Source organism: Nocardioides terrigena, from assembly GCF_003047265.1.
Lineage (GTDB): Bacteria > Actinomycetota > Actinomycetes > Propionibacteriales > Nocardioidaceae > Nocardioides > Nocardioides terrigena.
In genome coordinates, this window is the sequence record NZ_PZYY01000001.1 from 605,941 (window position 1) to 628,027 (window position 22,087).

Annotated in this window: 20 protein-coding genes; 13 read left to right on the plus strand and 7 right to left on the minus strand. The window is 72.4% G+C overall.

The window, feature by feature from the left end; all coding sequences use genetic code 11:
* Window positions 1–103 precede the first annotated feature (103 nt).
* Genes DAE25_RS02850 through DAE25_RS02870 form a run of 5 tightly spaced genes read left to right on the plus strand, consistent with a single transcriptional unit; the run spans window position 104 to window position 6,643 of the window.
* Complete coding sequence (locus DAE25_RS02850) at window positions 104–4,420, plus strand: ATP-binding protein (protein ID WP_107764687.1); 4,317 nt, start codon at window positions 104–106, stop codon at window positions 4,418–4,420.
* 20 nt (window positions 4,421–4,440) lie between these two features.
* Window positions 4,441–4,866 carry a roadblock/LC7 domain-containing protein gene (locus tag DAE25_RS02855; RefSeq protein ID WP_056887795.1) on the plus strand — a complete coding sequence of 142 codons (426 nt, stop codon included), beginning with the start codon at window positions 4,441–4,443 and terminating at the stop codon, window positions 4,864–4,866.
* A 35-nt stretch (window positions 4,867–4,901) separates the two neighbouring features.
* Window positions 4,902–5,252: a DUF742 domain-containing protein gene (locus DAE25_RS02860; RefSeq protein WP_056887796.1), complete on the plus strand. Its 351-nt coding sequence runs from the start codon at window positions 4,902–4,904 to the stop codon at window positions 5,250–5,252.
* The gene (locus tag DAE25_RS02865; protein ID WP_056887797.1) at window positions 5,233–5,829 is read left to right on the plus strand and encodes a GTP-binding protein; all 597 of its coding nucleotides are present in this window, start codon (window positions 5,233–5,235) and stop codon (window positions 5,827–5,829) included. The genes DAE25_RS02860 and DAE25_RS02865 overlap by 20 nt, the downstream gene beginning before the upstream one ends.
* A 1-nt stretch (window position 5,830) precedes the next feature.
* Window positions 5,831–6,643: an ABC transporter substrate-binding protein gene (locus DAE25_RS02870; RefSeq protein WP_107764688.1), complete on the plus strand. Its 813-nt coding sequence runs from the start codon at window positions 5,831–5,833 to the stop codon at window positions 6,641–6,643.
* Between the two features lie 15 nt (window positions 6,644–6,658).
* Here the strand turns inward: DAE25_RS02870 and DAE25_RS02875 are convergent, their stop codons facing one another.
* The 4 genes from DAE25_RS02875 to DAE25_RS02890 all read right to left on the minus strand — a co-directional run bounded on the left by DAE25_RS02875 (window position 6,659) and on the right by DAE25_RS02890 (window position 10,087).
* Window positions 6,659–7,726: an LLM class flavin-dependent oxidoreductase gene (locus tag DAE25_RS02875; RefSeq protein ID WP_107764689.1), complete on the minus strand. Its 1,068-nt coding sequence runs from the start codon at window positions 7,724–7,726 to the stop codon at window positions 6,659–6,661.
* A gap of 71 nt (window positions 7,727–7,797) precedes the next feature.
* The gene (locus tag DAE25_RS02880) at window positions 7,798–8,604 is read right to left on the minus strand and encodes a matrixin family metalloprotease (RefSeq protein WP_159083531.1); all 807 of its coding nucleotides are present in this window, start codon (window positions 8,602–8,604) and stop codon (window positions 7,798–7,800) included.
* On the minus strand, window positions 8,547–8,900 hold the full coding sequence (locus DAE25_RS02885; RefSeq protein ID WP_107764691.1) for a hypothetical protein: 354 nt from the start codon (window positions 8,898–8,900) through the stop codon (window positions 8,547–8,549). Before DAE25_RS02885 ends, DAE25_RS02880 begins: the two co-directional genes overlap by 58 nt.
* 23 nt (window positions 8,901–8,923) lie before the next feature.
* Window positions 8,924–10,087 (minus strand): ROK family transcriptional regulator, encoded by a 1,164-nt coding sequence (locus tag DAE25_RS02890; protein WP_107764692.1) that lies wholly within the window; start codon window positions 10,085–10,087, stop codon window positions 8,924–8,926.
* A 95-nt stretch (window positions 10,088–10,182) separates the two neighbouring features.
* Here DAE25_RS02890 and DAE25_RS02895 point away from each other — a divergent pair, with 95 nt between their 5' ends.
* The 7 genes from DAE25_RS02895 to DAE25_RS02925 all read left to right on the plus strand — a co-directional run bounded on the left by DAE25_RS02895 (window position 10,183) and on the right by DAE25_RS02925 (window position 18,314).
* Entirely contained in the window at window positions 10,183–11,754 is a 1,572-nt protein-coding gene (locus DAE25_RS02895) for a sugar ABC transporter ATP-binding protein (RefSeq protein ID WP_107764943.1), read from the plus strand.
* Window positions 11,751–12,764, plus strand: coding sequence for an ABC transporter permease (locus DAE25_RS02900; protein ID WP_107764693.1), 1,014 nt, complete (start codon window positions 11,751–11,753; stop codon window positions 12,762–12,764). Before DAE25_RS02895 ends, DAE25_RS02900 begins: the two co-directional genes overlap by 4 nt.
* Window positions 12,761–13,897: an ABC transporter permease gene (locus tag DAE25_RS02905; protein ID WP_107764694.1), complete on the plus strand. Its 1,137-nt coding sequence runs from the start codon at window positions 12,761–12,763 to the stop codon at window positions 13,895–13,897. Before DAE25_RS02900 ends, DAE25_RS02905 begins: the two co-directional genes overlap by 4 nt.
* The gene (locus DAE25_RS02910; RefSeq protein WP_107764695.1) at window positions 13,897–15,108 is read left to right on the plus strand and encodes a substrate-binding domain-containing protein; all 1,212 of its coding nucleotides are present in this window, start codon (window positions 13,897–13,899) and stop codon (window positions 15,106–15,108) included. The genes DAE25_RS02905 and DAE25_RS02910 overlap by 1 nt, the downstream gene beginning before the upstream one ends.
* A 124-nt stretch (window positions 15,109–15,232) precedes the next feature.
* Window positions 15,233–16,111, plus strand: coding sequence for a sugar phosphate isomerase/epimerase family protein (locus DAE25_RS02915; RefSeq protein ID WP_107764944.1), 879 nt, complete (start codon window positions 15,233–15,235; stop codon window positions 16,109–16,111).
* Complete coding sequence (locus DAE25_RS02920; RefSeq protein ID WP_234410809.1) at window positions 16,108–17,319, plus strand: Gfo/Idh/MocA family protein; 1,212 nt, start codon at window positions 16,108–16,110, stop codon at window positions 17,317–17,319. The genes DAE25_RS02915 and DAE25_RS02920 overlap by 4 nt, the downstream gene beginning before the upstream one ends.
* Window positions 17,316–18,314: a sugar phosphate isomerase/epimerase family protein gene (locus tag DAE25_RS02925; protein ID WP_107764696.1), complete on the plus strand. Its 999-nt coding sequence runs from the start codon at window positions 17,316–17,318 to the stop codon at window positions 18,312–18,314. Before DAE25_RS02920 ends, DAE25_RS02925 begins: the two co-directional genes overlap by 4 nt.
* 157 nt (window positions 18,315–18,471) lie before the next feature.
* Here the strand turns inward: DAE25_RS02925 and DAE25_RS02930 are convergent, their stop codons facing one another.
* Together DAE25_RS02930 and DAE25_RS23745 are read right to left on the minus strand one after the other, a co-directional pair.
* On the minus strand, window positions 18,472–19,560 hold the full coding sequence (locus tag DAE25_RS02930) for a calcium:proton antiporter (protein WP_107764697.1): 1,089 nt from the start codon (window positions 19,558–19,560) through the stop codon (window positions 18,472–18,474).
* Between the two features lie 24 nt (window positions 19,561–19,584).
* Window positions 19,585–20,613: a GTP pyrophosphokinase gene (locus DAE25_RS23745; protein ID WP_325050358.1), complete on the minus strand. Its 1,029-nt coding sequence runs from the start codon at window positions 20,611–20,613 to the stop codon at window positions 19,585–19,587.
* A 248-nt stretch (window positions 20,614–20,861) separates the two neighbouring features.
* Here DAE25_RS23745 and DAE25_RS23750 point away from each other — a divergent pair, with 248 nt between their 5' ends.
* Window positions 20,862–21,359, plus strand: coding sequence for a hypothetical protein (locus tag DAE25_RS23750; RefSeq protein ID WP_234410810.1), 498 nt, complete (start codon window positions 20,862–20,864; stop codon window positions 21,357–21,359).
* 15 nt (window positions 21,360–21,374) lie between these two features.
* Here the strand turns inward: DAE25_RS23750 and DAE25_RS02940 are convergent, their stop codons facing one another.
* Window positions 21,375–21,944, minus strand: coding sequence for a mismatch-specific DNA-glycosylase (locus DAE25_RS02940; RefSeq protein ID WP_107764699.1), 570 nt, complete (start codon window positions 21,942–21,944; stop codon window positions 21,375–21,377).
* Window positions 21,945–22,087: the final 143 nt, after the last annotated feature.

Genomic DNA, 22,087 nt, shown 5'->3' on the forward strand with positions numbered 1-22,087 from the left:
TGAAACCCGAACAAGCGCCCCGCTCACTGCCTATCTTCGTCCTCGCCCCCTGTTGTGGGGCCGGTCGCCACGAGGGCGACTGACACCTCGAGTAGGGGGCACGATGAGCAACCAGCGCCCGTCCGACGAAGGACGAGCCTCGGCGCTCGCCATTTCCGGCTGGCCACTGAGTCGCAAGGTCGCGCTCGCGCTGGCCATCCCGTTGCTGCTCGCCGCGACGCTCGGGGGATTGCGCGTGCAGTCCGACCTCGAGGAGTCGTCGAACGCCTCGTCCAGCGCCACGCAGGTCACCATCCTGCGTCCGGCCGTGGACTACCTGACGTCTGCCGAGCGCGCCATGGTCGCCGCCCAGTCGTCGACCGGCGCCAGCCAGACCGAGCTCGACGACGCCGTCGAGGACATCAAGACGGCCGCCGACGAGCTCACGGCCACCGCCGAGACCGCGGACCTGACCTACGAGCAGCGCCTCCAGGTCGCCAGCCTGCTCGACCTGAGCCGCTCGATCCGTGACGACAACACCGGGTCGCTGAGCCCCGACACGTGGATCGCCCAGCTGCGCCAGCTGCAGTCGGGTGTCACCAAGCTGATCACCACCATCACCAGCGCGCAGGACACTCCCGAGCCCCGCCTCGAGCTCCTCGCCCAGACGCTCGGTGGACGCTTCTCCCTCGCGATGCAGCAGGCCCTCGGCTCCGACGTCGACCGCAGCCGCAGCGTCTCGCAGGCGCTGTTCTCCGAGCTCGGCGCGGAGAGCGCCGCCATCGACCGTCTCGCCGGCGCCATCGACGACGCCGAGGCCGCGGTCCGCACGCTGCGCACCAACAACGGCGCCCGGACCCGCTCGGTCCGCACCGGCACCAGCACCGTGCTCGGCGGCTCCGACGCGTACGACGAGTACGACAAGCTGGCCGAGTCCCTGCTCCTCCAGGTCGACCAGGGCCTCGCCGCCACGGCGACCAACGCCCGTGAGCGTGCCCTCTTCGACGCCGCCATCACCCTCTTCGCCCTGCTCGCCGCCATCGCGCTGGCCCTGGTGATCTCCCGCTCGCTCCTCGGCCCGATCCGTCGGGTCCGTGAGGGTGCGCTCCAGGTCGCCAACGAGGACCTGCCCGACGCGGTCGAGCGGATCCGCTCCGGCAAGGAGCCCGCCGAGTTCGTGCCGATCGACGTCGACACCCACGAGGAGATCGGCCAGCTGGCCCGCGCCGTGGACGACCTCCACCGCCAGGCCGTAACCCTCGCCTCCGGTGAGGCCCAGCTGCGTACGCAGGTCGGTGAGATGTTCGTGACGCTCTCGCGCCGCAACACCACGCTCATCAACCAGCAGCTCAACCTCATCGAGGCGCTGGAGAAGGACGAGGAGGACCCCAAGCGACTGGAGAGCCTCTTCCGCCTCGACCACCTCGCGTCGCGCATGCGTCGTACCGCCGACTCGCTGCTGATCCTCGCCGACGCCCCCACCCGCTCCGCCGGCTGGGAGAGCCTCACCGTCACCGAGGCCACCCAGGCCGCGACCGCGGGTGTGCAGGACTACCAGCGCGTGCGCATCAGCTCGACCCTCGACAGCCGGATCGAGGAGGCCGCCGCCGGTGACCTCATCCACCTGCTCACCGAGCTCGTCGACAACGCGCTGTCCTACTCCTCGCCGTCGACCCACGTCACGCTCTCCACGGCGCCCGCGCCCGGCGGCCTGACGATCGACGTCAGCGACTCCGGCCTCGGCATCCCCGAGGAGTCGCTGCGCCAGATCAACGAGACCCTCGAGTCCGGTGCCGACGTCACCCCCGACACCGCCCGCCGGATGGGCCTGTTCGTGGTCAGCCGCCTCGCGCAGCGCCACGGCATCCAGGTCTCGCTCGCCACCAACCCGGCGTCCGGCATCACCGCCACGGTGTTCGTGCCCGAGACGGTCCTGCCCGACGGCGCCCCGGCCCTGCCGGACGCACCCGCCGAGCCGGTCGTCGAGGAGACGGTCGAGACCGAGCAGGCACCCTTCGTGCCCGAGGTCGTGACCGACGAGACCCCCGAGACATCCGAGCAGGACGAGCCCGCCGAGGACGACGCCGCGTCGGCCGCGACCGCCACCGTCATCGGTCTCCCGACCCGCCAGCCCGGCTCGTCGATGGGCGACCGCGAGGCCGTCACCGGCTACCCGTCCGGCGACGCGAGCACCGGTCTGCCGTCGCGGCAGCCCGGCAGCACGCTGGCCCAGCGCGGCCTGGCCACCGGTGCGGACGTCCCGTCCGACACCCCCTCGGCCCGCAACACCGCCGCTCCCAAGCCCGAGCGTGGCGCCATGCCGCTCCGCTCGCGCCGCACGGTGCTGGCCGACGGCGCGTCCGCGGACGGCCCCGCCGCCCTGGCGCCGGCCGTGCCGGCCGCCGGGTCCGCCTTCAGCGACGTCACCGCCGACGAGGGCGCCGAGACGCCCGACGAGCTCGCATCCGTCACCTCGCTCCACGAGGGGTCGTCGACCACCGAGGCCACCGAGGCCACGACCGACACCGCTGCGGACGACGTCACGGTCGAGGACACCACCCCTGACACCAGCTCCGACACTGCCGAGGACACCGACGCCGAGACGTCGTACGACGACGCACCGGTCGCCCTGTCCGACGAGCCGGTCGCGATCGAGACGCCCGAGGCCGAGACGCCCGAGGCCGAGACGCCCGAGGCCGACCACGTCGAGGAGCCGGTGGCCGAGGCTCCCGAGCTCCCCGCCGCCGTGGCCGTGGCGCCCGTCCGGACCCGGAGCGTCGACCCGCTCTCCGACCCGCTGACCGACCCGCTCCCCGAGGAGCCCACCGACGAGGCACCGGAGGCTCCGGCCGCGCCTGCTGCCCGCAGCGGGCTGGGTGGTCTGGGTGGACTCGGTGGACTCCCGACCCGTCAGCGTGGAGGCACGCTGTCGGACCAGGAGGCGGCGACCAGCCCGTTCCGTGACGCGGGCCCGGTCGCTCCCGCGGCCCCCGAGGCGACTGCTTCCCCGGAGGCCCCAGAGGTCTCCGACACCCCGGAGGCTCCGGCTGCTCCGGCCGCCCTGGCGGGTGGACTCGCCGGTGGTCTGGCCGGTGGACTCCCGACCCGTCAGCGTGGAGGCACGCTGTCGGACCAGGAGGCGGCGACCAGCCCGTTCCGTGACGCGGCCCCGGCCGCTCCCGCGGCCCCCGAGGCGACTGTTTCCCCGGAGACCCCCGAGGCCCCGGTTGCTCCGGCTGCCCTGGCGGGTGGCCTGGCCGGTGGTCTCGCCGGTGGGCTCCCCACGCGTCAGCGTGGCGGGACCCTGTCCGACCAGGAGGCCGCGACCCAGCCGTTCCGCGAGTCCGCTCCGGAGCCGACCGTCTCCGAGCAGGCCGCCCCCGAGCAGACCGCCCCCGCGGCGGTCGAGGCCCCCGAGGTCGAGACGCCCGAGGTCGAGGCTCCCGCAGCCGAGGCCCCCGAGGTCGAGACGCCCGAGGTCGAGGCTCCCGCAGCCGAGGCCCCCGAGGTCGAGACGCCCGACAGTCCGGCCGCCCTGGTCGACGGCGAGGGCAGCGGCCTGGGCTCCGGTCTGGGTGGCCTCACCGGCCTCCCGACCCGCCGGCGCGGCGGCACGCTCTCCGACCAGGACGAGGCCAACCGCCCCGTCCGCGAGTCCACGATCGAGGCGCCCGTCGCCCCGACTGCCCCGGCGACGCTCGCCGGTGTCTCCGGCGGCCTGGCCGCGCAGGGCGGTGGGCTGGACACGCTGCCCACCCGCCAGCGTGGCGGCACCCTCTCCGACCAGGACGACGCCAAGCGCCCCTTCCGCGACGGTGGCCTCGGCACCCGTCCGGCGGAGGTCACGTCGCTCACCGAGCGCCGCGAGCTCGCCAGCACCCCGGCACCCGCCGAGGCGCCGGTCGCCCGCACGGCACCCGAGCCGGCCCGGCCGCAGGTGGGACGCGCGTCGTCCCTCACCCGCTTCCGCCCGGCGTCGGCCACCCGCCGCGCCAGCTACGAGGCGTCCGGCGGCGGCCCGCAGGAGCCGCTGCGTACCGAGCGCGTCGTCCCGGCGGCCGCGAGCAACGGCTCGCGCACGGCCCTCGACGGTGACGTCCAGGTCGAGCACGACACCGAGGACAGCGGCTCGATCTTCGGATCCCTCCGCTCGAGCTGGCTCACCTCCGAGGGTGGCTCCGGCTGGCAGTCGACCGAGGTCGAGGCCGGCTGGCAGCGCGCCGAGGACGTCGCCGAGTCCGCCAAGGACGCCCCCGCCGCCGGCGGTGGCCTCCCGATCCGTCGTCCGGGCACGCTCCTCGTGCCCGGTGGCATCACCAAGCCGACCACCGTCGCGCCGCGTGACCCCGAGGCCATCCGGAACCGCTACGCCGCCTACGCGGCCGGCGTCTCCCGGGGCCGCAAGACGTCAACCAGCTCCACCGACGACCGCACCCACTAGCAGGAACGGAAGTAGTCCCCATGACCGAATACGACTCCGCTGCCTACGCGCAGCCCGACGAGCGCAACCTCGACTGGCTCGTGTCGCGGTTTGTCGAGGAAGTCACCGACGCCGCACACGCGATCCTCGTGTCCGCCGACGGTCTCCTCATGGCCATGAGCGAGAGCATCCCGGACGAGCGCGCCGAGCAGGTCGCGGCCGTCTCCTCCGGTCTCGCCAGCCTGGCCGTCGGTGCCGCCCGCCTCTTCGACGGTGGTGCGGTGCTGCAGACCGTCGTCGAGATGGAGCACGGCTACCTGATGCTCATGAGCGTCGGCGACGGCTCCAACCTCACGGTCCTCACCGAGGAGGCCGCCGACATCGGTCAGGTCGGCTACGAGATGGCCCTGCTGGTCGAGCGCGTCGGCCGGATGGTGCAGGCCGAGGCCCGCGTCACCACCGGATGACGTGAGTGGCCGTGGCACCCCTTGACCCCAGCGGCATGGACGACGAGGCGACTCCCAAGCCTCGCTTCGTCCGGCCGTACACCATCACGGCAGGTCGCACCGAGTCCTCGGTCGACCTGCCGATGGAAGCCACCCTCCGTACGCAGGGGGACGGCACCGGTGGCCTGAGCGCAGCCGCGCTGAAGGTTCTTGAGGTCTGCGACACCCGTTCAGTCGCCGAGGTAGCCGCCCTGGTCCACATGCCGATCGGCGTGGTCCGGGTACTCCTCAGCGACCTGGTCGAGCACGGACACATCCGTGTGCAGGCCACCATCACCAACGACTCGTCTCGTGACGAGCGTATTGAGCTCATCGAAAGGACCCTCCGTGGACTTCGCACCTACTAGCGCCCAGCGCAAGGCGGCGTCGACGAAGATCGTGATCGCCGGTGGTTTCGGCGTGGGCAAGACGACGCTGGTCGGCTCGGTCTCCGAGATCCAGCCGCTGCGTACCGAGGCCCTCGTCACCAACGAGTCGGAGGGTGTCGACGATCTCGCCGCGGTGCCCGCCAAGTCGACCACCACCGTGGCCATGGACTTCGGACGTCTCACCCTTGCCGAGGACATCGTCCTCTACCTCTTCGGAACGCCGGGCCAGCGCCGCTTCTGGTTCATGTGGGACGACCTGTGCCTGGGCGCGATCGGGGCGATCGTCCTGGTCGACACCGCCCGCCTGGACGAGTCGTTCTCGCCGCTGGACTACTTCGAGCACAAGGGGCTGCCGTTCATCGTGGCGGTCAACCAGTTCGAGGGCGTCCAGCAGTACTCGCTCGACGAGATCGCGAACGCCTTGGCACTGCCCCCCGAGGTGCCGATCATCGCGATCGACGCGCGGGACCGCGAGTCGGCCAAGAGCGCGCTGCTGCGCGTCACCGAGTATGCACTCCAGAAGCTGACCGCCCAGCTGTCCGTGGGAGTCCACTGACATGTCGACCACGACTCGCGCCCGCCGTACGGCGTCCGGCATCGCCCTCCTCGCGGTGGTCCTGACCGCCGCGGGGTGTGGCGGCACCAGCACGGCGGCCAGCACCGACCCGGACCCGCAGGTCATCCGCGCGGGCTACCTGACGGTGTGCACGTCGCTGCCCTACGAGCCGTTCGAGTTCGAGCGCAACGGCGAGACGGTGGGCTTCGAGATCGACCTGGCCAAGGCCGTGGCCGAGGAGCTCGGCGTCGAGCCGGACTTCAAGAACGAGGACTTCGACGCCGTCCAGTCCGGGCAGCTGCTCAACGAGAACGCTTGCGACCTCGCGGCGGCCGGCCTCACCATCACCGGTGACCGGGCCCGCGTGCTCGACTTCTCAAGCCCGTTCTTCAACGCGGCCCAGGCGCTCGTCGTCACCGGCAACAGCGGCATCAGCAACCTCGACGACCTGCGGGGCGGCCGCATCGCCGTCCAGGCCGGCACCACCGGTGAGCTCTACGTCACCGACAACGCACCGCGGAACACCCAGGTCGTCCCCTTCGACGACATCGGCGAGATGTCCAGCGCCCTCAACGGCGGCACCGTGGACGCCGGCGTCTACGACAACACCGTCGCCGGCTCCGCGATCAAGGAGTACCCCTCCTTCGAGATCGCCGCGGAGTTCGACACCGGTGAGCAGTACGGCATGGCGGTCAAGAAGGACGGCAACGTCGACCTGCTGCGCGTCGTCAACCAGGTCCTCGCCGACCTCGAGGCCGACGGCGGCTACGACGAGCTCTACACCACCTGGTTCGGGACCAAGAAGAAGTCCTGATCCGGTCCTACCGGTTCAGTCCGCCTGTACGGCGAGCAGCTCCCGCACGCGCGGGATGACCTCCTCGCCGTACAGGCGCACCGACTCCAGGCGCTGGTCGTGCGGCAGCGCCCCGACGGAGTACTTGAGCTGGAAGCGGGAGAGCCCGAGCGTGGTGATGGACCACGCGATCTTGCGGGCCACCGTCTCGGGGGAGCCGACGAACATCGCCCCCTCCGGGCTCGCCGCCTGCTCGAAGGCGATCCGCGAGTAGGGCCCCCAGCCGCGCTCGCGGCCGAGCCGCGTGTAGAGGTCGGCCTGGTGCGGGTAGAGCTGCTCGCGCGCCAGCTCGTCGGTGGCGGCCACGTGACCGGGGGAGTGCATGCCGATCGGCAGCTCCTCGTGGCCGTACTCGGCCAGGGCCCGGCGGTAGAGGTCGGCGAACTGCACGAACCCGCGCGGCGACCCGCCGATCACGGCCAGCACCAGCGGCATGCCGTAGTGCGCCGCCCGGACGACCGACTCGGGAGTGCCGCCGACGGCGATCCACGCGGGCAGCCGGCCGGCCGCGGTCGTCGGGTAGACCTGCTTGGCCTGGAGCGGCGGCCGGATCGTGCCCTCCCAGGTGACCGGCTGCTCGGACTGGAGCGCGGAGAAGAGGTCCAGCTTCTCGGCGAAGAGCCGGTCGTAGTCGTCGAGCGACAGCCCGAAGAGGCCGAAGGACTCGATGAACGAGCCGCGGCCCAGCTGCACCTCGGCCCGCCCCGGCGCGATCGCGTCGAGGGTGGCGAAGCGCTGGTAGACGCGGATCGGGTCGTCGGAGCTCAGCACCGTCACCCCGGTGCCGAGCCGGATCCGCTCGGTCTGTCCGGCGATCGCGGCCAGCACCACGTCGGGGGCCGAGATGGCGTAGTCGGCGCGGTGGTGCTCCCCGAGGCCGAGGTAGTCGACGCCGACCCGGTCGGCCAGCACCCCCTCGGCCACCACCTGGCGGATGACCTCGGCGCCGTCGCCGGGCCGGCCCTCGGGGTCGAGCGGCACGTCACCGAAGGTGTCGAGGCCGAGGGTCGGATGGGCGCGGGTGCCGAGGGCGTCGTACGACATGTCTCGAAGGCTAGGCCGTCGGTGGTCGTGTGCACCCGCGCAGCTGCAGGCGCGCGAACCTCCAGGACCCCTCAGCGGCAGGGGGTGTCGCCGAGCCGGGCCAGCCCCTCGAGGTCGCCGGGGCCGTAGGAGGTGCGGGTGTTGGTCGGGTGCATCAGCTCGCCCGGGTCGTCCACGTGGCCGAGCCCGACGAGGTGCCCGAGCTCGTGGAGCACGACCGCCTCGAGGGGCTCGCGCGCGCCGGGGATCCAGTCCCGGACGTCGAACTGGTCGCGGTCGAGCGTGAGCACGCCGGTGGCGTACTGCCGCAGCCCGGGCCGCGGCTCGTACGCCGCGCTGCCGCCGAGCCCGATGACGTCGCCCTTCAGCGCGGGCACCTCCTCCGGGGTCGCCCACGCGACGAGGACGGGGGGCGGGTCGTTGGCGAGGAACCCCTCGTCGTACGACGCGGGGCGGGCGTCGCTCTCGCCCTCGTAGGAGAACTCCAGCCCGCTGGCGCGGCTGGTGGCCTCGACGGCGTCGTGGATGAGCGGCTCCCACTCCTCGGGCGCGCCGTCGGGGTTGACGACGTAGGGGATGGGCCGGCACGGGCTGTAGCCGACCGGGTCGTCGCTGCCGGGCTGCGTCTCGGCGAAGGCGAACGACCCCTCGCCCACGGCGTACTCCGGGATCTCGCGCAGCCGGTCGTCGCCGAGCCCGAAGAGCTCGCGCACCCGCGCCACCTCGTCGGCGGGGTGCAGGAGCACCACGCCACCGAGCAGGAGCGCGGTGATCAGCAGGCCCGGGATCACCGGGCCGTGGGCGGGACGGGGCGAGGCGCTCAGCGGGTGACCAGCCAGATGCCGACCACCGCCGGGACGAGCCCGACGAGCAGCCACGGGGTGATCGGGCGCCGGCCGTGGATGAGGAAGGCCAGGGCGACCGAGATGACCCCGAAGGCGCCGGCGATGAGGCACAGGCCGACCTCGGCACCGGGGCTCGGGTCGTCGAGGTAGAGCGCGGCGACGATCAGGCCGATCTGGAGGTGGAAGATCGTGGTGACCGCGAGCGCCGACATCACCCAGCGCTGGACGCGGCTGAGGGACTTCTCCTCCGACTCGCGCTGGTCGCGGGTCTGGCGCGGAGCGTTGGGGTCGATGAGGTGCCGCGCGCGGCGCGGCTGCTGCTCGGTCACCCCTCGAGTATCGCCCCTGCGGCCTAGACGCCCGTCAGCGCGGTGGCCGCGGCCTCGACCGCCTCGGGGGAGAGGACGTGCTCGATGGCCATCGCGGCCGCTCCGAGGACGCCCGCCTCGGCACCGGCGCGGCTGGTCTGGATCGCCAGGTGCTCGGTCGCCAGTGGCAGCGAGCGCTGGTAGACGACCTCGCGGATGCCGGCCAGCAGGTGCTCGCCGGCGGCGGAGAGCTGACCGCCGATGACCACCACGGAGGGGTTGATGACGTTGACCATGGTGGCGACGACGCCGCCGATGTCGCGACCGGCCTGGCGGACCACGTCGATGGCGTCGGGGTCGCCCGCCCGCACCAGGTCGACGACGTCCTGGCCGGTGGTCGCGGGCACCCCGCGCGAGGTGAGGATCCCCGCCAGGGCGGGACCCGCGGCGACGGCCTCGAGGCAGCCCATGTTGCCGCAGCGGCAGCGCACGTCGTCGTGCCCCGAGACGTGGACGTGGCCGAGGTCGCCGGCGGTGCCCTGGGCGCCGCGCTGGAGGCGGCCGCCGGAGACGATGCCGCCGCCGATCCCGGTCGCGACCTTGACCAGGACCAGGTCGTCGACGTCGGACAGGTGCGTCTGCCGCTCGCCGAGGGCCATGATGTTGACGTCGTTGTCGATGAGCACGGGGACGGCGAAGTGCTCCTGCAGGAAGCCGGGGACGTCGTACCGGTCCCAGCCGGGCATGATCGGCGGGTTGATCGGGCGGCCCGTGGAGTGCTCGACGGGACCCGGGAGGCCGATGCCGATCGCGGCCAGGTCGTCGAGCCGTCGCGTCGCGCGCCGCAGCAGGGCGCGGATCGTCGTGACCACCCAGCCGAGCACGACCTCGGGGCCCTCGACGATGTCGATCCGCGCGGAGATCTCGGCGAGCAGCGCACCGGAGAGGTCGCTGAGCACGGCCCGGGCGTGCGTGGCGCCGATGTCGACGCCCACGACGACGCGCGCGGCGGGGTTGAGGGCGAAGAGCGCGGGCGGTCGGCCACCGGTGGACTGGCCCCCGCCGAAGGGGGCGATGAGGCCCAGCCGCATCAGCGTGTCGATGCGCGCGGCCACCGTCGAGCGGGCCAGTCCGGTGGTCTCCGCGAGCTCGGAACGGGTCCACGGACGGCCGTCCCGCAACAGCTCGAAGACGTCACCGGTGCGCATGGCGGTCAGTAGACCACTTCCCACTTGTCACGTCTAGGTAGCAACTTTTGTTAGGTCCTCGACAAAAGTGTGTGAGGCGTGCCACAGTGCTGCCCGTGGACAGCTTCGACACCCCCGCCAGCACCCCGGACCCCGGTCCCGTGCTCACCGTGCGCGGGCTCACCAAGAGCTTCGTGGGCAACCGCGTGCTCCACGGTGCCGACCTCCAGCTGCTCCCGGGCCAGGTGCTCGGGCTGGTGGGCGAGAACGGCGCCGGCAAGTCGACCCTGATGAAGATCCTCGCCGGTGTGCACCAGGCCGACGAGGGCTTGGTCGAGATCGCCGGTGAGCCCGTGTCCTTCAGCCACCCGGTCCAGGCCCAGCAGGCCGGGCTCTCCACGGTGTTCCAGGAGTTCAACCTCCTGCCCGAGCGCTCGGTCGCGGAGAACATCTGGCTCGGTCGCGAGCCTCGTCGCCGCGGCCTCGTCGACACCCGGGCGATGAACCAGGACACCGAGGAGCTCCTCACCGGCCTCGGCATCACCGGCCTCAAGGCCACCCGCCGGGTCCGCTCCCTCTCCGTCGCCGAGCAGCAGGTCGTCGAGATCGCCAAGGCGGTGAGCTTCGACGCCCGGATCATCCAGATGGACGAGCCGACCGCGGCGCTCGCCGACCACGAGGTCGAGCTGCTCTACACGATCATCCGCCGCCTCACCGACCGCGGCGTCGCGATCATCTACGTCTCCCACCGGCTCAAGGAGATCTTCGACCTCTGCGACACCATCACGGTGCTCAAGGACGGCGAGCAGGTCGACACCCGGCCGGCCGCCGACCTCGACGAGGCCGCGCTGGTGCGGCTCATGGTCGGCCGCTCCATGTCGTCGTTCTTCCCCGACGCCCTCGAGGGCACCACGGTGGGGGAGCCGCGGCTCGAGCTGCGCGACGCCGGCAACGGATACGTCGACGGCATCGACCTGACCCTGCGCGGCGGCGAGATCGTCGGCGTCGCCGGGCTCCAGGGGTCCGGTCGCACCGAGGTCCTCGAGGGGATCTTCGGCGTCACCCCCTTCACCCGCGGCGAGCTCCTCGTGGACGGCGCGACGGTGACGGTGCGCACGCCGCGCCAGGCGGTCCGCCGTGGCCTCGCGCTGATCACCGAGGACCGCAAGGCCACCGGTCTCGCGCTCCACCAGTCGATCCTCGACAACGCCCTGGGCGTGGTCCGCGCGGTCTTCCCGTCGCGCACCGGCGCCGCGCGCTCCGCCGTACCCTCCACGCTCTCGACCCTGGCCGTCTCGGCCCGGTCGCTGTCGCAGGAGGCGCAGTTCCTCTCGGGCGGCAACCAGCAGAAGGTCGTCCTGGCCCGCTGGCTCTCCGCCCACCCCGGCGTCGTGCTCATGGACGAGCCGACCCGCGGCATCGACGTCGGCGCCAAGCACGCGATCTACGAGGTGATGCGCAGCCTGGCCGCCGAGGGCGTCGCGGTGCTCATGGTCTCCAGCGAGCTGCCCGAGGTGATCGGCATGTCCGACCGGATCCTCGTCATGAAGGACGGCCGGATCGCCGGTGAGCTCCCGCGCGGGGCCACCGAGGAGCAGGTCCTGTCCACGGCCACCGGCGTCGTGCCCGGTGAGTCGTCCGACCCCGTGTCCGATCCCGGGCAGCCCGAGCGAGAGGTCTCGCTGTGAAGAACCGTCTCAGCTCCGTCACGTCGACCACGATCGTGTACGGCGTCCTGCTCGTCGCCATCGTCGCCGGCGCGGTCCTCACCGCCGTCAACGGCCGCAACTTCTTCAGCACCGGCAACATCGACAACATCCTGACGACCACCAGCATCCTGGGCTTCATCGCGATCGGCCAGACGCTGGTCGTGCTCGGCGGCTCGCTCGACCTGTCGGTGCCCTTCGTGGTCAGCCTGTCCAGCGTCGTCGGCGCCGGGATCATGGCCGGCGACCCGGGCAACATCGTGCCCGCCGTGGTGGTGACCCTGGCCCTCGCGATGGCAGTGGGCCTGGTCAACGGCCTGATCGTCACGTTCCTCAAGGTGCACGGCTTCATCGCCACCCTCGGCACCGGACTGATCATCTCCGGCTACCTCGCCAGCAACTACAAGGGCAGCCACGGCAGCGCGCCGCTCGACTTCCGGCTGCTGGACGCCACCCGGATCGGCCCCGTGCCGGTCTCCACCCTGATCATGCTGGGCTGCGCGGGCCTTGCGATCCTGATGCTGCGCCGCACCCGCCTCGGCCACCACCTCTACGCCGTCGGCGGCAACGCCGAGGTGGCCCGCCTCTCCGGCCTGCGCACCTCCGTTCCGGTCATCGCCGCGCACGTCATCTGCTCGGCGCTGTCCGCGGTGGCAGGGCTGCTCCTCCTCGCCCGGCTCAGCGTCGGCAACCCGACCATCGGCTCCCAGGGCGGCTACGACCTGATGTCGATCGCCGCGGTGGTGCTCGGCGGCACGCTGCTGGCCGGCGGCAAGGGCAACATCATGGGCACCCTCGCCGGGGTCGCGATCTTCGCCGTGATCGACAACGTCATGGGCGTCATGCAGGTCAACCCGTTCCTGCGCGACGTCGTCCGCGGGGTCGTGATCGTGGTCGCGGTGGCGGTCTACGCCCGCCGCGAGCTCGACACCCGACCACCCCGCTTCGAACGCCCCACCGGACTCGACGCCGCCCTGCAGGAGGCACGATGAGCACCGCCACCCCCTCGATCACCACGACCGAGACCCAGGCCCGTCCCGAGCTCCCCCTCCACCAGGGCAGCCTCGGCAGCCGGATCGCCGCTGGCCTCGCCACTCCGGGCGGAGCCGTCTTCGTCCTGGTCGGCGTCCTGCTCGTGTCGATCATGGTCTCCAACCCCAACTTCACCGACCCCGGTGCGCTGATCCGCTTCGCCGGTCGCACCGCGCCGATCGCCATCGCGGCCATGGGGCAGTACTACGTCATCGTCAGCGGCGAGTTCGACCTCTCGATGGGCGCGGTGATCGCCGCCCAGGTGGTGCTCGCCGGCAACTTCATCGGCCAGGACGAGGGCCGCATCATCCCCGGCCTGCTGCTGATGCTGGCCGTGGGCGCCCTGATCGGGATCATCAACGGCCTCGTCACCACCTTGCTCAAGGTGCCCAGCTTCATCGTGACCCTGGGCATGATGCTGGCCCTGTCGGGACTGGTCCGCTACATCACCGGCGGCGCCGCCAGCGGCAACCCGGTCGACGCGTTCCGCGACATCGGTCGCGGTGGCATCGAGGACGTGCCGGTCGTCGACGTCATCCCCTACCCGCTCATCATCCTGGTCGTCGTCGCCACCCTGTCGGTCTGGCTGATGCGCCGTCCCTTCGGCCGCACCCTCATCGCCGCGGGCGACAACCCGGAGGCGACGCACTACTCCGGTGCCCCGCTGTGGTCCTACAAGACCCGGGCCTTCGTGCTCTCCTCGCTCTCGGCCACCGTCGCCGGCATCCTGCTCGTCGGGTACGCCGGGGTGCACCCCTCGGTGGGTGCCGGCTACGAGTTCACCGCGATCACCGCGGTCGTCCTCGGCGGTGTCGTGCTGGGCGGCGGCCGGGGCTGGGTCCTCTCCGCCGCGGCGGGCGCCTTCGCCCTCGAGCTCCTCTTCACCCTGCTGACCTCTCTCGGGGTCCCCTCCACGTGGAGGGACACGGTCCAGGGGCTGATCATCATCGCCGCCGTCGCCGTCTCGGCGCGTGCCTGGCAGGTCGGCCGCCGCCCGCGGCGTACGACCCCCACGGATCCATCCCGAGCAACACACATCGCAACACCTTCACCCAACCAGCCCTCAACGGGCGCAACCACAGGAGAAAACTGATGCGCAGGACCATCAGGGGGACGCTCGCGTCCGCCGCAGTGCTGGCGGTGCTGGCTGGCTGCAGCACCGACGTCGAGGAGCCCGCCGACTCGACGGCCACCGAGTCCACGAGCGAGTCCGAGGAGGCGTCGGGCGACGAGGGAGAATGGTTCGTCCAGGCCGACTTCGACGAGCAGGACGCGCAGCGCTCGGCGACCTTCGAGGGCGACGAGGCCGAGCCGTGGCTGCAGTACATCGACGGCGAGATGAGCGACACCTCGGAGTTCAAGTCCGACGGTGCCAAGAAGGTCTGCTTCGCCAACGCGTCGGTCAGCAACCCGTGGCGCCAGACCGGCTTCATCACCATGACCCAGCAGCTCGAGGCGCTGCAGGACAAGGGTGTCATCTCCGACATGGAGGTCCGTGACGCCCAGGACGACGACAACACCCAGCTCGCCGACATCGACTACTTCATCTCCGAGGGCAACTGTGACGCCTTCATCATCTCGCCCAACTCCACGGCGGCGATGACGCCGGGCGTCGAGCGGGCCTGCGAGACCGGCAAGCCGGTCGTCGTCTTCGACCGTGGCGTCGAGACCGACTGCGCCACCTCGTTCATCCACCCGATCGGTGGCTACGCGTGGGGCATCGACACCGCCGAGTTCCTCTCCGACAACCTCGAGGAGGGCGACAAGGTCGTCGCGCTGCGCATCCTGCCCGGCGTCGACGTGCTCGAGACCCGCTGGGCCGCCGCCGAGAAGATCTTCGAGGAGAACGGCATCGAGGCCGAGGACTTCTTCACCGGCGCCGACCCGACCGAGATCAAGAAGATCATCACCGACGCGCTCAACCAGGGCGAGGTCGCCGGTGTGTGGATGGACGCCGGTGACGGTGCCGTCGCGGCCATCGAGGCGTTCGAGGACGCCGGCGTCGACTACCCCGTCATGACGGGTGAGGACGAGATGAGCTTCCTGCGCAAGTGGGAGGACACCGGCCTGAACGGCCTGGCGCCCGTCTACTCCAACTTCCAGTGGCGCACCCCGCTCCTGGCGCTGGAGAAGATCTTCGCCGGCGAGGAGGTCCCGAAGGAGTGGGTCCTGCCGCAGACGCCGATCACCGAGGACGAGCGTGCCGAGTACCTCGAGGCCAACGACGGCATGCCCGACGGTCACTACGCCAAGTTCGGTGGCGAGGACCTCCCCGGCTTCCCCGAGGCCTGGCAGGACCGCTGACCCGGCCTGACCCGAGCTGATCCCATCTCCATGGCCGGCCGGCCACGAACCCCACGTCGTGGCCGGCCGGCCCCACCACACCGGCAGTGCACCGCACTGCACCCTCACCAGGGAGGACGTCTCCGTGCGCCCCATCGGCATCAACACATGGGTCTGGGCATCGCCCCTGACCGATGCCACCCTCGACCCCGTGCTCGACCACGTCGCCGACCTCGGCTTCGACGCCGTCGAGCTGCCCCTGGAGAGCGTGGGGGACCTCTCCATCGACGTCCTCGGCGCCGCCCTCGCACGCACCGGCCTCGCGCCGTACGTCGTGGGGGCGATGGCCCCTGGCCGCGACCTCGTGGCCACCGATGAGACCACCGTCGCGGCCACCCAGGACTACCTCCGGGCCTGCATCGACCTCGCCGCCGGCATCGGCGCGCCGGCGGTCTGCGGCCCCTTCTACGCCAGCACCGGCCGCGTCTGGCGGCTGGGCGCCGAGGAGCGAGAGCAGGCGTACGCCGAGTGGCGCGCCGGTCTCGCCCCGGTCGTCGACCACGCCGGCGAGCGGGGCGTGGTGATCGGGATCGAGCCGCTCAACCGCTACGAGACGTCGCTGGTCAACACGGTCGACCAGGCCCTCACCGGCCTCGACGGACTCCTCGGGCCGGCCCTCGGGCTGGCCCTGGACAGCTACCACCTCAACATCGAGGAGCGCTCCAGCGCCGACGCGATCCGCGCGGCCGGCGAGCACCTCGCGCACGTCCAGGTCTGCGGCAGCGACCGCGGCGCCCCGGGCGGCGACCAGACCGACTGGCCGGCGCTGGTGAAGGCGCTGGACGACGTGGGCTACGCCGGCCCGCTCAACATCGAGAGCTTCACCGCCGACAACGCCTCGATCGCGACCGCCGCGTCGATCTGGCGTCCGCTGGCCGCCACGCAGGACGACCTGGCCCGCGACGGGCTCGCGTTCCTCCGGGGACTCCTCGCGTCGGCCGCCCACGATGGGGGAGCCCCGTGACCCGCACAGCGCACGACACGACCGTCGGGGTGGCCTGCGTCGGCTACTCCTTCATGGGCAAGGCCCACTCCAACGCGTGGCGCAACGTCGGAGCCTTCTACCCCGACGCTCCCCGTGCCGTGCAGCGCGTGCTCGTCGGGCGCGACCCGCGCCGGGTCGACGAGGCCGCGCAGCGCTACGGCTGGCAGGAGTCCGCCACCGACTGGCGGGCCGTGCTCGAGCGCGACGACATCCACGTCGTCGACATCTGCACCCCCGGCCACCTGCACGCGGAGATCGCCGAGGCGGCGCTGGCCGCCGGCAAGCACGTGCTCCTCGAGAAGCCGCTGGCCAACACGGTGGCCGAGTCCGAGGTGCTCGTCGCGGCCGCCGAGGCCGCCGCCGGGCACGGCGTGCTCTCGATGGTGGGCTTCAACTACCGCCGGGTGCCGGCGCTGGCCCTGGCCCGCGAGCTGATCGCCGCCGGCCGCCTCGGCGAGGTGCGCGAGGTGCGCGCGGCGTACCTCCAGGACTGGCTCGTCGACGCCGACGCCCCGATGGCCTGGCGCCTCCGCAAGGAGGAGGCCGGCTCCGGTGCCCTGGGCGACCTGGGCTCGCACGTCGTCGACCAGGTGCAGTTCCTGCTCGGCGACACCGTCTCGTGGGCGAGCGGGCACCTGCGCACCTTCGTCACGTCCCGGCCCGGCGAGTCCGGCCCCGAGGACGTCACCGTCGACGACGCGGCGTGGGCCACGCTCGGGATGTCGGGTGGCGCGGTGGCCAGCGTCGAGGTGAGCCGGATGGCGCACGGGCGCAAGAACGGTCTCGCACTCGAGGTCTACGGCTCGGAGGGATCCCTGCGCTTCGAGCTCGAGTCGCTCAACGAGCTGATCGTGGACACCGGCGTCGGGGGCACCCGCATCCTGGTGACCGAGTCCGACCACCCCTACGTCGGCGCGTGGTGGCCGCCGGGCCACGTGCTCGGCTGGGACCACACGTTCGTCAACCAGGCCGCCGACCTGCTCACCTGCATCGCCGAGGGGCGCGCGCCGTCGCCGTCGTTCGCGGAGGGCGCTCGCGTGCAGCGGGTGCTCGCGGCGATCGAGGGCAGTGCGGCACAGTCGGGGACCTGCGTCGACGTCGTGCCGGCCGCCGATGCCGTGCCCCCCGTCGTACCCGTCCCGGTGCCCGCCGCGCCGCCGGCCGTCACCCTGGAGCAGCAGTCATGACCCGTCCCTACACCCTCTTCACCGGCCAGTGGGCCGACCTGACGCTCGAGGAGGTCGCCGGGCTGGCGGCCGGCTGGGGCTACGACGGTCTCGAGATCGCCGTGTCCGGCGAGCACCTCGACGCGTGGCGATGGGACGACGAGGACTACGTCGCCGGCCGGCTCGAGATCCTCGAGCGGCACGGCCTCGGGTTGTGGGCCATCTCCAACCACCTCACCGGCCAGGCCGTCTGCGACGACCCGATCGACTTCCGCCACGAGGCGATCGTCGGGGCCCGCGTCTGGGGCGACGGCTCGCCCGAGGGCGTGCGCACCCGGGCGGCCGAGGAGATGCAGCACACCGCCCGGCTCGCGCAGAAGCTCGGCGTCAAGACGGTCGTGGGCTTCACCGGCTCCGCCGTCTGGCAGTACGTCGCGATGTTCCCGCCCGTGCCCGCCGCGCGGATCGAGGCCGGCTACCAGGACTTCGCGGACCGCTGGAACCCCATCCTCGACGTCTTCGACGAGTGCGGCGTGCGCTTCGCCCACGAGGTGCACCCGTCCGAGATCGCCTACGACTACTGGTCGACGGTGCGCACCCTCGAGGCGATCGGCCACCGTCCCGCGTTCGGGCTCAACTGGGACCCGAGCCACATGATGTGGCAGGACCTCGACCCGGTCGCCTTCATCACCGACTTCGCCGACCGGATCTACCACGTGGACTGCAAGGACACCCGGATGCGGCTCGGGGGCGGGCGCAACGGCGTGCTGTCCTCGCACCTGCCGTGGGGCGACCAGCACCGTGGGTGGGACTTCGTGTCCGCCGGTCGCGGGGACGTGCCGTGGGAGGACTGCTTCCGCGCGCTGCGGTCGATCGGCTACGACGGCCCGATCTCCGTGGAGTGGGAGGACGCCGGGATGGACCGGCTCCGCGGCGCCCCCGAGGCGCTGGAGTTCCTCCGGGGCTTCGACTTCGAGCCGCCCACCGCCTCGTTCGACGCGGCGTTCTCGCAGTAGGGCTGTCTTCCCGGCGCGCCGGGTCCTGGCTGCAACTGGCGGGCGCCGACAGGTCGACGACGGTCCGGGGTGTCGCACGCCGCCAGTCACCGGGGGCGTCCTCGCCCGTACGCCGCGCCGGCGGGCGCCGACACCGGGTAGGGCGTCGTACGACGCGTCAGGGGGCGATCGTCAGGAACACGAAGGCCGCGAGCAGCACGAGGTGCACCCCGCCCTGCAGCGGCTTGGAGCGGCCCGGCAGCACCGTCAGGATGCTGACGATCACGGTCATGAAGAGCATCACGATCTGGACGCTGTCGAGACCGAGCGCCAGCGGCCCGTCGAGCCAGATCGAGGCGATCGCGATGGCCGGGATGGTGAGGCCGATCGACGCCATCGCGGAGCCGAGCGCCAGGTTGAGGCTGACCTGCACCCGCTCGCGCGCAGCGGCCCGCACGGCGGCGATCGACTCGGGGGCCAGGACCAGCAGGGCGATCACCACGCCGACCACGGCGTTGGGGAAGCCGACGGCGTCGACCGCGTCCTCGATCGAGGGGGACTCCACCTTGGCCAGGCCCACCACGGAGACGAGGGACACGACCAGCAGGGCCAGGCTGGTGAGGGTCGTACGCCGGGTCGGCGGGTCGGCGTGACCGTCGCCGTCCTGGTCGAGCGTGGCGCCGTCACGACCGACCGGGAGGAAGAAGTCGCGGTACTCCCCGGTCTGCGTCACCACGAACATGCCGTAGAGCACCAGCGACGCGACGGCCACGAAGGCCAGCTGGGTGCCGGAGTACTCCGGGCCGCTCTCGGAGGTGGTGAAGGTCGGCAGCACCAGGCAGATCGTGGCCAGGATGATCACGGTGGTCAGCGCGGACGCGGTGCCCTCGGGGTTGAAGACGGCCATCCGGTGCCGGCGCGCACTCACCAGCAGCGACAGGCCCATGATCCCGTTGATGGTGATCATCACCGCGGCGAAGACGGTGTCGCGCGCGAGCCCTGACGTGTCGCCCGTGCTCGTCACCATCAAGGTGACGATCAGCCCGACCTCGATGATCGTGACCGCCACCGCGAGCAGCAGCGAGCCGAAGGGTTCGCCGACCTTGTGCGCCACCACCTCGGCGTGGTGGACGGCGCTGACCACGGCCCCCATGAGGAGGATGGCGACCAGGACCAGGACGACCGGCCCGGGGTAGCGCCCCCAGGTCAGCACCAGCATCACCGCCGCCAGGATCGGGGTGTACGTGGTCCAGCTCGGCAGGCGCATGCGCTCACCCTATTTGAGGGGCGGTCAGGTGCCGGGCGTGCTCAGCTTTTCGAGTCGCGCGGTGAGCAGGGGCACCCGGTGTGCGTTGCCGGTGAGGTCGACGTACTGGCGCCCGAAGATCGCGAGCAGCGCGTCGTCGAGGCGTCGTACGGCGCCCGCTGGGTAGCGGTAGCCCATCCGTCGGATGATGGCGTCGGGGTCGACCGAGGTGAGCAGCGCGGCGAGCTCGTCGAGCGACGTGACCCCGAGCTCGAGGAGGAGTCCGGCGATCCAGCCGTAGTGGTCGGTGTGCGACCAGCCGGCGTCGGCGTACTGCGCGGCCAGGAAGGTCGCGAGCTCCTGCCCGCTGATCCGCGGGTCGCTCGGGTCCTCCTCGTGCGGCTGGTGCGGTGCGGCGGCCTGGAGCCGCTCGCGGATCGCGGAGAACTCCTGGTCCGCGAGCTCGAGCAGCCCGGCGGCGAGGGTGAAGCGACGGTCGAGGTCGAGGGCGTGCTCGGCCGGCACCGTGCCCTTGTAGCGGATGTCGTGCTCGAACTCCGCCCACGCGTGCTGCAGGACCGTGCGGACCTGGATGCTGGCGCGGTGTCCGGCGAGGTCGTCGTACGACGCGGGGGCGGGGGCGTCCGGCGTCACGAGCAGGTGCCGGCTGGCGTAGCCGAAGCGGCCCTCGCGCGCGGTCTCCAGGCCGAGGTCGCGGTCGTCGAGCATGCTGAGCTCGTCATCGAGCAGTCCGGCGACCGCGGCCACGTCGGCGTGGACGTAGGTGATGACGCGGACGCCGACCTGGTCGGTGATCTGGCGCAGCGGGTCGGGGTAGAGCAGCCGGCCCTCGACGGTGCGCGCGGCCTTGGCGGCGAAGGAGGCGACGCTCTTGGTGCGGCCGTCGACGCTCAGGTAGTTGATCCCCGCGTCGTCGAGCAGGGTCCGGGTCAGCTCCACGAAGCGCGCGGTGATGGGCACCAGGCCGGGCTGCAGGGCGGCATACTCCCGCACCGCCTCGCGGACCGGCTGGTCGTCGAGCGGCTGGGCGGTCTGGTCTTCGGGCGGGGCCACGCGCCCAGCCTGCCCTGTCCCGCCCGGGCGTGCACGCGCGACCCACAGGGCGGTCCTCGCCGGGCCGGTGGTCGTCCACAGGACGACGCGGGCGTGCCGCCCTCCACAGCCGTACGCCGCCGGGCCGGCGTTGTCGGTGGTCCTCGCGAGCGTCTGGGGCGTGACCTTCCACAGATGCCGATCTCCGCGATTGGGCCACCGGGGCGCCGGGGCACGCTGCCCTCGACCACCCACCCCGAGGAGTCCCCATGGCTGACCACCCCCGCGATCTCTCCAGTGACCACCCCAGCGACCAGACCGGCGATCTCCGCGCAGGCCACCCCACGGCGCCCCGCCGCGAGCGGCTGGTCGTGGCGCCGGCCCTGCCACCGGACGACGTGGTGTTCCTCGCGGGCTTCGGCCGGCACCCGGTGCACGACCACCGTGGCCGGGCGCGGGCGATGCCCCGGCGGATGGCGCGGATCTGGCCCGGGCAGCCCGTGGGGCCCTGTCCCTGGGTCCCGTGCGCAGAGGGGTGCTGCCTCCACCTGGCCGGGAGGACCGGCGTCGCCGCGGCGGGGGCGTGGCTGCGGTTCCTGCTCGCGGAGTTCCTCGACGCGACCCACGAGCTGTCCGGCACCGTCGAGGTGCCCGGACCGGGGCGCCGGCGGGCGGTGCTCATCGTCGACCGTGCCGACGTGTTCGAGGGCGAGCTGGACGACCCCGGCGGTGGTGGACGCCACGACCAGGAGCCGTGGTCGGGATGAGCAGCCCGCCCCGGATCAGCCGAGCACCCCCGCGGCGCGCGCCGGCTCGGCGTACGCCTCGGCCAGCGTCGCCACGGTGTGGTGCGCGTTGAGGCCACTGGGGTTGGGCACCACCCACAGGCGTGCTCCCGCCAGGAGGTCGGGCTGCTCGCCGACCACGGCCCGTGGCAGCGCGAAGGCCTGCCGGTAGGCCGTGATCCCGGCGACGGCGACGACGCGGGGGTGCTGGGCCTCGACCAGCCCGGTGAGTGCCGTGGCCCCCTCGCGCAGCTCGTCGCGGGTGAGCTCGTCGGCGCGGGCGGTCGCACGGCGCACGAGGTTGGTGATGCCGATGCCCCGCGCCCGCAGGTAGTCCCGGTCCTCCTCGGTCATCCCGGCGGCGGGGTCGATGCGGCGATCGATGACGCCCGCCTCGAGGAGCGCCGGGTAGAAGCGGTTGACCGGGTGCGCGAAGTGCGTGCTCGTCGCGGCCGTCCACAAGCCCGGGTTGATCCCCACGAACAGCAGCCGGAGCCCGGGGCCGAGCAGGTCGGGCACCTCCGCGCCACGGAAGGACTCGAGCTCGGCGCGGCTGAAGCGGGGCATGGGACGAGCCTAGGGGCCGGCCGCGGGTCCGCTTCCGGTCGGAGGGGCCTCGGCCCGAGGGCGGGACGGGCTCCGGCGGAGGCGCGGGCGCGCTCGCGTGGGGAACGGCCGGGGCGTCGCTATCGTCCCAGTCACCATGAGGC